This is a genomic window from Seinonella peptonophila (assembly GCF_900129355.1).
GTDB lineage: Bacteria > Bacillota > Bacilli > Thermoactinomycetales > Thermoactinomycetaceae > Seinonella > Seinonella peptonophila.
On sequence record NZ_FQVL01000004.1, the window covers coordinates 51,173 to 64,547 of the forward strand.

A 13,375-nucleotide genomic window follows, 5' to 3' on the forward strand; every position below is an offset into this window, starting at 1 on the left:
TTAGCGACTTATCCACATTTTATCCACAGGCACTTTCTTATATTACTGCGGGTTTTACCCACTTATCCACATTATCCACAGCCCCTACTACTACTACTACACTTAAAAATAATAATTAATTAATATATGCGCGTTGCATTCAAAATATGTTCCCCTTTTCCTCGGCACCTATGTTGTGGATAATAGAGGGGTATTTATTTTTCCCTCACTCCATGATAAAATCAATAATGTGAACATATGTGCGCATTCACTCTACATACACAAGTTTGAATGAAACCCTGTGATTGAAAGTAAGAGAGGTGAAGAACATGAAATTTCAAGTCAGCAAGTCGGCATTGGTTGAGGCTGTTTCCCAGGTATCGAAAGCGGTCTCATCCAAAACGACAATTCCTATTCTCACTGGTATTCAGGTGATTGCCCATGATCAGGGCCTCTGTTTCACAGGGAGTAATTCGGATTTGACCATTCAAGTCAATGTACCAAATCAAAAAGAGGAACAACAACAAGTAACTGTCGAAGAAATGGGCAATATCGTACTTCCTGGTCGAATTTTAGGTGATATTGTTCGAAAGTTACCTGGAGATCAAGTAACTTGGGAAACGACAGAAAAGTTCCAGACGGTTATTCAATCTGAGCAGGCTCGTTTTGAACTCATTGGATTGGACCCTGATGAGTATCCTCGACTTCCACACCTAACTAACCGCAGCTCATTTACACTTCATACAGATACATTGCGAACAATCATCCGTCAGACACAATTTGCTGTTTCACATGATGAAGCAAAGATGATCTTGACTGGTGTGCTCTGGCAATTAAAACAAGGCAAACTTACAAGTATTGGTACAGATGGTCATCGCTTAGCTAGAAAACAAGTCGATATCGAAGGATCAGAGGATTTGTTTTTTGAGCATGTGATTATACCAGGCAAAAGTATGGCTGAGTTAGCAAAAACATTTAATGACTCGGATGGTTATGTCGATATTGTAGTTGCCGATAATCAGTTGCTTGTTCAAAATGAACATCTTGAATTTTATACGCGATTGATCGAAGGAAAATATCCTAACACAGATGACTTTATTCCAGAAGATGGCCAGATTGAAGTGATTTGCTCTACACGTGATTTATTACAATCTGTTGATCGTGCATCATTGATTAGCCGTGGTGGACGAGATCATGTGATAAAATGGACAATAAAAGATGGTATTGTGGAGATCAGTTCGATCTCTCAAGAGATTGGGAAAGTGACGGAACAAGTAAAGGCACAGGTGTCAGGGGAAGAATTAAGCATCTCCTTTAATCCTCGATACATGATGGAAGCTCTTCGCTCATTAGATTGCGAAGAAGTGCGACTCCTATTCAAAGGAACAATGGCTCCTTTTACACTTCGTCCAAAAGAATACCAGGATACACTGCATCTCATTTTACCGATCCGTACTCACTAATTTTTGGGGAAATGGATCGATGTATGAAGAAGATTGGATCGGAGGCGTTCATCATGCAGCGTGTAGTGATTCAAACGTCTTATATTACTTTGGGTCAATTTCTAAAGAAAATAGGTGTGGCTCAAACAGGTGGAGAGGTAAAGCACTTGCTTTCAGATCAGCAAGTAAAAGTTGATCGGATTGTAGAAGATCGTCGTGGGCGTAAGCTATATCCAGGAGCAAATGTTGAGATTAGGAATACGGGTAGCTGGATCATAGTCACAGAAGAAGAGTGAGATGAACAAAGGAGGAGCCGATGAATCGATTGCGTATCCAGTCGTTACAAGTGAAAGAATATCGCAATATCCAGTCGGCTCAACTCGACTTTTCGTCAGATCTACAGCTCTTTATCGGCCTGAATGCACAGGGTAAGACGAATTTGCTTGAGTCCATCTTTCTATTGGCTCTAGGAAAATCTCATCGAACACGATCTCATCGCGATTTGATTCAATTTGGGAAACCATTTGCGGTAGTTGCTGCAACCATCCAAAAACCACATACAACGGATCATGTACGGATTGTACTATCAGAAAAAGGAAAAAGAATCGAAAAAAACGGAGTCGAACAACCACGACTTAGTCAATATGTTGGCACATTGCCAGCGGTACTTTTTTCACCCGAAGACCTTGAGCTTGTTAAAGGAAGCCCTCGGGTTCGACGTCGTTTTCTAGATATGGAGATTGGACAAGTAAGTCCTACCTATATCTATCAGTTAAATCAATACCAACAACTGATCCAACAACGGAATCGTTTGCTTAAAGACCCCGTTCCTTCAGAGAGCATCCTTGAGGTTTTAGATCAGCAACTCGTTCAATTTTCCATCCCGATTTGGAAAAGGAGATTGCTTTTTTTGAATTCTCTCAAAGTGTGGGCTAAGGAAACATATCAGATGATTGCTGATGAAAAAGAGACGTTAGAGGTATATTATCAGCCATCTACCACGCAATTGAGTCAACATGAGTCTGCTGAGTGGGAAGATATGCTGAGTCAGGAAATTCGGCAGATACGAACGAAAGAGCTGAGAAGGCGAACAACTTTAATCGGCCCTCATCGAGATGACTTGCGATTAGAAGTAGCAGGAGTCGATGTTGGTGCTTTTGGTTCACAAGGTCAACAGAGGACAGCTGCTTTAGCACTTAAATTGGCTGAATTGGAACTGATCCGTGAAGAGATCGGTTATTACCCGATCCTCCTGTTAGACGATGTGTTGTCTGAACTCGATGACTCAAGGCGTTCACATCTACTCAAAAAAATCCAAGGACGAGTACAGACGTTTGTAACAGCGACGAGTCTAGAGGGGCTTGATGCGCAGACGGTGAGTCGAGCTGCAATCTATCAAGTTGCTCAAGGAAAGATAACAAAACAGAGGTGACGGTCATGTTTATTCATCTAGGCGGTAGTCAGACCATTCGTCTTCGTGAAATAATCGCTATTCTTGAGGCAGAAGGACAAGACCTTTCAGTGCATGATTCTTTTATCGCGGCTGCAGATCGGGAAGGATGGATAGAGAGAATCACAGAAGATGAAATCAAATCTTATGTTGTGACTGATTTTAAAATCTACGCTTCGCCCATCTCTTCGATCACACTGAAGAAGCGAGCGGGATTTCAACATCAGAATTTAAAGGTAGGTGACGTAGATGCCAGTTCAGGATGTCAATTATAATGAGTCGCAGATTGGTGTTTTAAAAGGTCTTGAAGCTGTTCGGGTTCGACCTTCCATGTATATTGGGTCAACCTCTTCTGACGGACTTCATCATCTTGTCTGGGAAGTGGTTGATAATAGTATCGATGAAGCGTTGGCAGGATACTGTGACACGATTCAGGTTATTGTAAACACGGACGAGAGCATTACTGTAATCGATAATGGGCGTGGCATTCCAGTCGGTATTCATCCAGAAGAAAAAATACCGACTTTGGAAGTGGTTATGACCATCTTGCATGCCGGAGGAAAATTTGACAATGAAGGATATAAGTTTTCAGGCGGATTACATGGTGTTGGAGTCTCTGTCGTAAATGCTCTTTCTGAATCGCTTGCGGTTGAAGTAAAAAGAGATGGAAAAATACATCGTCAGGAGTATGCACGCGGCATTCCGCAGAGTTCTCTACAAGTGGTTGGAGAAGCGGAAGGAACCGGAACCACGACTACATTTAGGCCTGATCCAGAGATATTTAAAGAGACAACGATCTTTGATGCGACAATACTACAAAATCGGCTACGGGAATTAGCATTTTTAAATGCAGGATTACGGATTATCTTTAAAGATTTACGCACAGAGCAGGAAGCCGAGTATAAATATGATGGTGGTATTAGCTCTTTTGTAGAGTATTTGAATCGGAACCGTGAGACATTACATGCACCACCTATCTACGTAACTGGTGAGCGTGATACTACACAAGTAGAGGTAGCTCTGCAATATAATGATTCTTATAGTTCTAGGATCTTGTCTTACGCGAATAACATCCATACTCATGAAGGAGGAACACATGAGGCTGGATTTAAATCTGCGTTAACGCGGGTGATTAATGATTACGCAAGGCGCAATAACCTGCTCAAAGAGAACCAAAGTAATCTGACCGGTGATGATGTACGGGAAGGTCTGACTGCGATCATCAGTGTGAAAATTATGGACCCACAATTTGAAGCTCAAACGAAGATTAAATTGGGAAATAGCGAAGTCCGTACGATTACCGAGCAGTTGTTGAATGAAAAAATCCAAATTTATCTTGAGGAAAACCCTGCTGTTGCTAAGAAAGTGATTAATAAGGCGATGATGGCGTCTCGTGCACGTGAGGCAGCCCGAAAAGCACGGGAACTAACAAGGCGGAAAAATGCGCTTGAAGTTAGCGCATTGCCTGGAAAATTGGCAGATTGTACATCGCGCAAAGCAGATGAGAGTGAACTCTTTATCGTGGAGGGTGATTCCGCTGGAGGCACAGCTAAGCAAGGACGAGATCGGATGTTTCAAGCGATTCTGCCACTTAAAGGGAAAATCTTAAATGTGGGGAAGGCGCGTTTAGATCGGGTATTGTCAAATGATGAGATTCGCACCATTATTACAGCCCTTGGTACAGGGATTGGCGAAGACTTTCAACTTGATAAAGCTCGCTACCATAAAATCATTATTATGACGGATGCTGATGTCGATGGATCGCATATTCGGACATTGATGCTCACCTTTTTCTATCGTTATATGCGTTCGTTGATTGAAGAAGGATATATCTATATTGCGCAGCCTCCGCTCTTTAAAGTGTCACAAGGAAAAGTGATTCGCTACGCTTATAATGATCAGATGATGGAACAGATTGTGGAGCAATTCAAAACAAGAGGAAAAGGCAAGATTGAAGTTCAGCGGTATAAAGGGCTTGGAGAGATGAATGCGACACAACTTTGGGAGACAACAATGGATCCCGATTCTCGTACTTTGTTAAAAGTATCTCTAAAAGATGCAATAGATGCAGATCAAGTCATTGAGATGTTGATGGGGGATCGAGTAGAACCACGACGAGATTTTATACAAGCCTATGCAGCCCAGGCCAATCTAGACGTATAATGATCGTTTTCGAGGGCAGGGAGATGATGATTAGATGCCAGAAATAGAACGTATAGAGGAAATTAATATTAGTCAGGAAATGAAATCTTCCTTTCTTGACTATGCAATGAGCGTGATTGTAAGTCGGGCTTTGCCTGATGTGCGCGACGGGCTGAAACCTGTGCATAGAAGAATCCTTTATGCTATGCATGAGCTGGGACTGACGCCGGATAAAGGTTATAAGAAGTCAGCACACGTAGTAGGGAATGTGTTAGCTAAATACCATCCACATAGTGATTCGGCTGTATATGATTCCATGGTCAGAATGGCTCAGGATTTTTCCTACCGGAACATATTAGTAGATGGGCATGGTAACTTTGGTTCAGTCGATGGAGATGCCCCTGCTGCGATGCGCTATACAGAAGCGAGGATGGCTCCAATTGCAATGGAGATGCTCCGGGATATACAGAAAGAGACGATTGATTTTGGCTTAAACTATGATGGTCAGTTAAAGGAGCCGCTTGTTTTACCTTCTCGTTTCCCTAATCTTTTAGTAAATGGGGCAGCCGGCATCGCTGTAGGAATGGCTACCAATATCCCCCCTCATAATCTAGGGGAGGTTATTGATGGTATCTTACTTTTAATTGATCAACCTGAAACCGAGATTGATCAATTGATAAAAGTGATCAAAGGTCCTGATTTCCCAACAGGTGGAATTATTCTTGGTTATGATGGAATCAAGAAAGCGTATCGGAGCGGAAGAGGCAGTATCCAAATTCGTGCAAAGACACGGATGGAGGAATCCGGTAATGGAAAGATGCGTATCATTGTTGAGGAATTGCCTTATCAAGTCAATAAAGCTCGTCTAGTGGAAAAGATCGCATCACTTGTACGAGAAAAGAAACTCGATGGTATTACCGATTTACGTGATGAATCGGATCGAAATGGAATGCGTGTAGTGATCGAGTTGCGCCGTGATGTAAATCCACGAATTGTCCTCAATAACCTATACAAGCATACTTCACTACAGACTAGTTTTGGTGTGAACATGTTGGCATTGGTTGATGGGCAGCCGCAGGTTTTAAACTTAAAACAAGCGTTGGCGCACTACTTAGACTATCAGATTGAAGTCATTCGCCGACGTACACAGTATGAGCTGAACAAAGCAGAAGAGAGAGCACATATTCTCGAAGGATATCGAATTGCGCTTGATCATATTGATGAGGTTATCACCATTATTCGCGGCTCTCAGACGGCTGCTGAGGCGAAAGATAGCTTAACTGAGCGCTTTGGTCTGACAGATAAACAGGGACAAGCGATTCTTGATATGCGCTTACAACGTTTGACTGGATTAGAGCGTGATAAGATCGAGGCTGAGTATAAAGAGCTGAAGAAAGAGATCGCCCACTTGCGTTCTATCTTAGCGGATGAACAGAAAATTCGTGGTGTCGTAAGCGATGAATTAAAGGAAATTCGCGCTAAGTACGCGGACGAACGCCGTACAAAGATCAAATTAGACGCAAGCAATATTGAGGATGAAGATTTGATCCCAGAGGAAGAGATGGCAGTTTTGCTTACACATCGTGGATATGTTAAGCGGATGCCGCTCACAACTTACCGAGCACAACATCGGGGTGGAAAAGGCGTAGCAGGAATGGGGACAAGAGAGAATGACTTTGTTCAACATCTATTTGTTACCCATTCGCATAATCATCTCTTGTTCTTTACAAATAAAGGAAAAGTGTATCGCTTAAAAGTATATGAGATTCCTGAATTGGGTCGGACAGCACGGGGAACACCGATTATCAATCTGATTCAGATCGACCAAGATGAACATGTACAAGCGTTAATTCCTGTGAAGACATTTGCTCCTGATCAGTTCCTCTTCTTTGCTACAAAGATGGGTGTCATTAAGCGAACCAGTTTATCCGAGTTCGAAAACATCCGTCGAAACGGACTTTTTGCGATTAATCTGCGAGAAAATGATGAGCTAGTAGGTGTTCATTTGACAGATGGTGAACAAGAGATCATCATGGGAACAACGCTTGGTATGTCGATTCGATTCCATGAAAAAGATGTACGTGAAATGGGTCGATCTGCAACAGGTGTAAAGGGAATCACTCTTGAAAAAGAGGACAAAGTGATTGATATGGATATAGCTGTTCCTGGAAAAGATGTGCTAATTGTAACGAAAAATGGTTATGGAAAACGGACCACTCTGGAAGAATACCGTATTCAATCCAGAGGTGGAAAAGGAATTAAAACCTTGAGTGTTACAAAGAAAAAAGGTCCAGTGGTCGGGCATAAGGTTGTATCAGAGGAAGAAGATTTAATGATTGTGACGCAATCAGGCATGGTGATTCGAATGAACATTTCGGGAATCAATCGAATGGGTCGTTATACACAAGGTGTAAAATTGATGAATACAGATACAGACGAAGTTGCAACAGTTGCACGTGTTGAAATCAATGATGAAGAGGAAACATCCGAATCATCGTCTAGTTAATTTGTAGCAATGTATGATGATTATATAGATGGTCATACACCCAATGTGGAAGCCAACGTTTTACCCATTGAAATAATGGCTGAATCAAAGCTGACTCTGGGGAGTCAAGTAATAGTTCTCCCCAAAGAGGCGAGTCATAGCGTGCTAACATGCTAAGTGAAAAAAGAACGAGATAGATGACTGCGATCATCGGTAAACTGTCGCGATACGGGCGTTCATTATCGATCCAGAGGTAATGAACGCCTTTTTGATTTCGGTAAATCCAAGGATGATCCATCGACCAAACTTTTGCTTCTTGTATGTTTGTGAAAGACCATTGGATATAGATTTTTTTGTTTTTTTGAAATGATTGTTTTGGCTTATTCTCCTCAGATACATAACGTGAAAATTGATGCAACCAGCTTTGAAGTGATAAATGTACCTGATCTAGCACATCTTCTGAAACGATTAGCCAGATGGAATCGTGCTCTTGATGCAGATGGATTGGAAAAAGAGTCTTTTTTTTCGTAATCAGGGAATAGGGTGTTTGTAGCTCAGGAACCATGCCAAATAGAGATTGCGGGGTAAATCGTTCCCCCTCTTTTGATGATGACGTTAAGAAATGAAGTAAATGAGGTAACAATCCTTCTTTCTGAATCCTAACTTCATCTTGTAGAAAGCGATAGGGTTGGCGCTTTTTTTTACGTGTGGAGCAACCATGACGCATCAATGATGTAAGCGCAGGATATGTTGGATCAAAGGTGATCAGGACTGCTTTTAGCAGATTTAACATGCCATAATACAGAGTAAGTGGTTCCACCCATCCTTCTAGAGCTGATGTTGTTTGCAGACAAGCTCTCCCCTGACGAAGATAGTGGCTAAATGCTTGGACATTGTGAAATGAAAGTTTCTCTACTTCCTCAAATCCAAAATGTTGATACCTTTTCGTTAAGAATGGTTTTGCTAGATATTCATTTTCAAGATATGTAAGTTGTTCCCACAACCAAGTTTCTGGATGTTCGACATCAATGATTTGTAGTGGTGTAAACAATGGTAACGGTCCCTTCACCTTTTTAACCATCGTTGCCAGTTTATAAGCTCTTTATAGCTTATCGAGCGAGAAAACCCGAGCTTCATCTATGGGGAGAGTGAGCGTCAAGTAACATAAGTCATGTCAAGTGACTTGTTTCGATAATCTAATATGGGAACAGTCGTAAGGTCGTTTGATTCGACTTATCCACAGGTTATCCACAGTTATCCACAAAGTTATCCACAGTTTTATGTGTATTCTGTTGATAAAGTGTTTATATTGAACTTTCTTGACACATGTAAAACCGCCTGTTACACTTGCTAAAATATAAAAATCGGAACATCCTAGAGAGGACGATGGATGAGATGTGGAATGATAAATTTACAAAAGAAGGACTTACTTTTGATGATGTTCTCCTGATGCCTGCCCGTTCAGAAGTATTGCCACGTGATGTAAGCGTGGAGACGAAACTTACTGATCGAATCCGTTTACGAGTTCCTCTTCTAAGTGCAGGCATGGACACTGTAACTGAGTCAGAATTAGCTGTTGCAATCGCTCGTCAGGGTGGCATTGGTGTAATTCATAAAAATATGACAGTCCGTGAACAGGCTGAAGAAGTAGATCGCGTGAAACGCTCAGAAAGCGGTGTGATCGCAAAGCCGTTCTACTTAAATCCAGATCATAAAGTTCATGATGCAGAGGCACTAATGGCAAAATATCGTATCTCAGGCGTGCCGATTGTTGATGAACAGCAACGATTAGTAGGTATTCTTACCAATCGTGATCTTCGCTTTATCCGTGATTACTCAACTCCAATTTATCAAGTAATGACAAAGGAGAACTTAGTAACAGCTCCTGTAGGAACCACTTTAGCGGAGGCTGAGTTAATTTTACAACAACATAAGATTGAGAAGTTACCGCTTGTGGATGAGAACGGTATTCTCAAGGGGTTAATCACCATTAAAGATATCGAAAAAGCTACACTATATCCCAACTCGGCCAAGGATGATATGGGTAGACTGCTTGTTGGTGCAGCTGTTGGTGTTTCTGACACGATGAACCGGGTTTCAGCTTTGGTTGAAGCAGATGTTGATATGATCGTCCTAGATACTGCACATGGTCATCAACGTAATGTCATAAATAAAGTTGCTGAGGTTCGTGCTGCTTATCCTGACTTAGTGATTGTTGCTGGAAATGTTGCTACGGGAGAAGCAACGCGAGATCTAATCGAAGCAGGTGCATCGATTGTCAAGGTAGGAATCGGTCCTGGTTCAATCTGTACAACTCGTGTGGTAGCAGGAATTGGCGTACCACAAGTTACCGCAATTTATGACTGCGCTACTGTTGCTCGAGAGTATCAAGTGCCGATTATTGCCGATGGTGGCATTCGCTACTCAGGTGATATTGTAAAAGCATTAGCGGCAGGTGCGAATGCTGTCATGCTTGGTAGTCTATTTGCTGGAACTGAAGAGTCACCAGGAGATACGGAGATATTCCAAGGTAGACGATTTAAAGTATATCGTGGTATGGGTTCGATTGGCGCAATGCAGGCTGGAAGTAAGGATCGTTATTTTCAGGAGAATGAAAACAAACTCGTTCCTGAAGGAATTGAAGGGCGTGTTCCCTATAAAGGACCTCTAGCCGATACTGTCTATCAATTGGTTGGCGGTATCCGTTCAGGTATGGGTTACTGCGGTACACAAAATTTGCATGATCTCCGTGAAAATAGTCGCTTTGTTCGTATTACAAATGCCTCTCTTCGTGAAAGCCATCCACATGATGTGCAGATTACGAAAGAAGCACCTAATTACCATATGTAAATATTTAAATGGGTTGGATCATGTCCAACCCTCCTTTTTTTATGTAGAAAAAGATATAATAAAATATGACTTTATAAAAAGATTGGAGCGAATCATTTGCATAGTTTTTACCGTTATCTGCTGCAATCCTTTTTGCTTATAACGGTCTTGCTCCTTAGTACTTCAACAAGTTGGGCGGATAATCTGTTACCACCACAGATTGAGGCAAAGGCTTATATCCTGATGGACGAAAAGTCGGGAGCGATATTGGATCAAAAGAATATTGATCAAGCAAGACCACCAGCAAGTATGACCAAAATGATGTCAGCTCTCGTTATTTTGGATCAGATTAAAGCAGGAAAGTTAAATTGGACTGATATAGTGACTGTAAGTGATCGAGCTGCCAAAATCGAAGAGGCTCAAATTAAAGTTGCACCAAATGATAAGTTGACCGTTCGCGAATTGTATACAGCCATGCTTGTCTATTCAGCTAATGACGCGACCGTTGCTTTAGCGGAGTATGTAGGCGGTGGAAAAGAAGAGAACTTTGTATCCATGATGAATGCAAAAGCAAAAGAGCTTGGCATGACACAGACACACTTTCGTGTAAGTACAGGGCTAGATATGAAAGATTATCCACAGCCACCACAAGTTCCAGGTGAACATGTTATGTCCGCAAGAGATACAGCGATTTTGGCAAGAGAACTAATGACACGTTACCCAGAAGTATTATCAACAACGAAAATTGGGCATTACACTTTCTTTAAAGGAACCAATCGCGCTTTGACCAAGCCCAATTGGAATCTGATGTTGAAAGGCTTTCCTTTCTACTTTCCTGGGGTAGATGGAATGAAAACGGGTCATACAAATGCAGCGGGTTACTGTTTTACTGGTACTGCATTACGTAACCAAATTCGCTATATCACTGTAGTGATGGGCGCACCGATCGAGGCTAAAAGGTTCACAGAAACGAAGAAGCTACTGAAATATGGTTTTGAAGGATTTGAACAAAAAAAACTGGTTCCCCAAGGAAATGGTATTCCGAAATATGGTCATCTGCCATTGCCAAACGGGGTGGATCGAACTGTGCCCATTGTGAGTAAATCAGCCATTGAGCTACCCATTCAAAAAGGAAAAGAAGATCAATACACTTTCCGAGTTACTTATAAAAAAGGACTACAAGCTCCTTTGTTAAAAGGAACAGTTGTCGGTCAAGTTGAATTGCTCTTTCAAGGCAAGCCGGTGGAAGGGTTAAAACCGTATGACCTGATTACATACCAGCCAGTTGAGGAAGGCAGCTGGATTCGTCTCTTTTCCCGTCAAGTAGTGGATCAGGTAAAGAGTTGGTTTTAGTTGATTTTTCTTGTAAATGGGGATAAATTAGTAGTTACGAATTAGGAAAAATGGGATATAATATACTACAATATGAATCATACAAGCGCGATGAAAAGTCTAGTACCTATGAACTGGATTTCAGAGAGGCGATGGATGGTGTGAATCGCCACCAGGAGTAGCGAATCCAACTTGGAGCGGAGCGGTGAGGTCGATTGGAGACCAGAACGCATACGGGAGCGAGCCGTTATTGCGCAAGCGAGTGGATCGATGATCAGTCGATCAACAAGGGTGGTATCGCGGAAACCTTCCGTCCCTTAGGGGATGAAGGTTTTTTATTTTGGAAGAAAGTAGTGATAAAAATGTTAGATATTAAGCAACTACGGAGTCAATTTGAAGAAGTAAAAAGAAAGTTACAACACCGCAATGAGGATTTAAGTGGACTGGATTCCTTTCTCAATCTAGACCAAAAAAGACGTGAATTGATTCAGGCAACAGAGCAATTAAAAAATCAACGAAATGTTGTTTCTCGAGAAATTGCAGAAAAGAAGAAAGCAAATGAAGCAGCAGATGACAAAATTAAAGAGATGCGTCAAGTTGGGGACAAAATTAAAGAATTGGATGAACAATTACGAAAAGCTGATCAACAAATTCAACAGATTCTGCTCTCTGTACCCAATATCCCTCATGAATCAGTGCCAATAGGAGATTCTGAAGCAGATAATCAACCCATTCGCTTCTGGGGAGGTCAACCAAAGTTTGACTTTGAGGCAAAACCTCATTGGGAGATCGCCCAGACTTTACAATTGCTCGACTTTGAACGGGCTGCAAAAGTGAGTGGTTCTCGGTTTGTTTTTTATCTTGGATTAGGTGCGCGACTTGAGCGTGCGTTAATTAATTTTATGCTTGACCTCCATACAAATGAGCATGGTTACCAAGAGATGATTCCCCCATATATCGTGAATCGACAAAGTATGATTGGTACTGGGCAACTGCCTAAGTTTGCAGAAGACTCTTTTGCGATTGCTGGTGAAGAGATGTATTTAATCCCTACTTCTGAAGTTCCTGTTACGAACTATTTTGCAGGTGAGATCTTTGAAGCAACTGACTTGCCACAAAAATGGGTTGCTCATAGTTCTAATTTCCGTTCTGAAGCTGGTTCCGCAGGACGTGATACCCGTGGTATTATTCGTCTGCATCAATTTAATAAGGTCGAATTGGTCAAGTGTGTTCGTCCAGAAAATTCGTATGATGAGCTTGAGAAACTAGTAGGAAATGCGGAGAAAGTATTGCAGAAGTTAGAACTTCCCTATCAAGTTTTAAATATGTGTACAGCAGACCTCGGCTTTACTGCGGCCAAAAAATACGATATCGAAGTCTGGATGCCTGGCGCAAATCAGTATCGAGAGATTTCTTCCTGTAGTAATTTTGAAGCATTTCAAGCACGTCGTGCCAACATACGCTATCGCCCAGAACCAAAAGCAAAACCAGAATTTGTGCATACGTTAAATGGATCTGGTCTAGCTGTCGGAAGGACAGTTGCGGCGATCCTAGAAAATTATCAGCAAAAAGATGGCAGTGTCCAGATCCCTACTGCTTTGCAACCATATATGGGAGGATTAACGGAGATTCGTTAATGTAGTCTTACGGGAGGGAATTTCCCCTTCCCGCTTGGTCGATATCTTGCATCTATCTATTACTATTTTGAAATTGGAT

General features: G+C 41.8%; 10 protein-coding genes and 1 other annotated feature. Of the genes, 9 read left to right on the forward strand and 1 reads right to left on the reverse strand.

The window, feature by feature from the left end; all coding sequences use genetic code 11:
• The first annotated feature begins 308 nt into the window (after positions 1-308).
• From dnaN to gyrA, 6 genes are read left to right on the forward strand one after another with little or no spacing between them, the layout of a single operon-like run.
• On the forward strand, positions 309-1,442 hold the full coding sequence (gene dnaN, locus BUB71_RS08640) for a DNA polymerase III subunit beta (protein WP_073154448.1): 1,134 nt from the start codon (positions 309-311) through the stop codon (positions 1,440-1,442).
• A gap of 53 nt (positions 1,443-1,495) precedes the next feature.
• Complete coding sequence (locus BUB71_RS08645; protein ID WP_073154449.1) at positions 1,496-1,717, forward strand: RNA-binding S4 domain-containing protein; 222 nt, start codon at positions 1,496-1,498, stop codon at positions 1,715-1,717.
• 20 nt (positions 1,718-1,737) lie between these two features.
• Complete coding sequence (gene recF / locus BUB71_RS08650; RefSeq protein WP_245815557.1) at positions 1,738-2,853, forward strand: DNA replication/repair protein RecF; 1,116 nt, start codon at positions 1,738-1,740, stop codon at positions 2,851-2,853.
• Positions 2,854-2,858: 5 nt separating this feature from the next.
• A complete protein-coding gene (remB, locus tag BUB71_RS08655; protein ID WP_073154450.1) occupies positions 2,859-3,146 on the forward strand; it encodes an extracellular matrix regulator RemB in 288 nt (95 codons plus the stop codon).
• Entirely contained in the window at positions 3,121-5,034 is a 1,914-nt protein-coding gene (gyrB, locus tag BUB71_RS08660; RefSeq protein ID WP_073154451.1) for a DNA topoisomerase (ATP-hydrolyzing) subunit B, read from the forward strand. Before remB ends, gyrB begins: the two co-directional genes overlap by 26 nt.
• Positions 5,035-5,068: 34 nt before the next feature.
• A complete protein-coding gene (gene gyrA / locus BUB71_RS08665) occupies positions 5,069-7,519 on the forward strand; it encodes a DNA gyrase subunit A (RefSeq protein ID WP_073154452.1) in 2,451 nt (816 codons plus the stop codon).
• Here gyrA and BUB71_RS08670 read toward each other — a convergent pair.
• Entirely contained in the window at positions 7,512-8,567 is a 1,056-nt protein-coding gene (locus BUB71_RS08670; RefSeq protein ID WP_175552321.1) for a YaaC family protein, read from the reverse strand. The genes gyrA and BUB71_RS08670 overlap by 8 nt on opposite strands.
• A gap of 326 nt (positions 8,568-8,893) precedes the next feature.
• On the opposite strand from BUB71_RS08670, the gene guaB reads away from it, so the two are divergent.
• The 3 genes from guaB (at position 8,894) to serS (ending at position 13,296) form a co-directional block, all read left to right on the forward strand.
• Entirely contained in the window at positions 8,894-10,348 is a 1,455-nt protein-coding gene (guaB, locus tag BUB71_RS08675) for an IMP dehydrogenase (protein WP_073154617.1), read from the forward strand.
• A gap of 96 nt (positions 10,349-10,444) precedes the next feature.
• Positions 10,445-11,680 carry a D-alanyl-D-alanine carboxypeptidase family protein gene (locus BUB71_RS08680; protein WP_084731322.1) on the forward strand — a complete coding sequence of 412 codons (1,236 nt, stop codon included), beginning with the start codon at positions 10,445-10,447 and terminating at the stop codon, positions 11,678-11,680.
• A gap of 81 nt (positions 11,681-11,761) precedes the next feature.
• Positions 11,762-11,980, forward strand: a binding site (T-box leader).
• Positions 11,981-12,021: 41 nt separating this feature from the next.
• A complete protein-coding gene (gene serS / locus BUB71_RS08685) occupies positions 12,022-13,296 on the forward strand; it encodes a serine--tRNA ligase (protein WP_073154619.1) in 1,275 nt (424 codons plus the stop codon).
• Positions 13,297-13,375 lie beyond the last annotated feature (79 nt).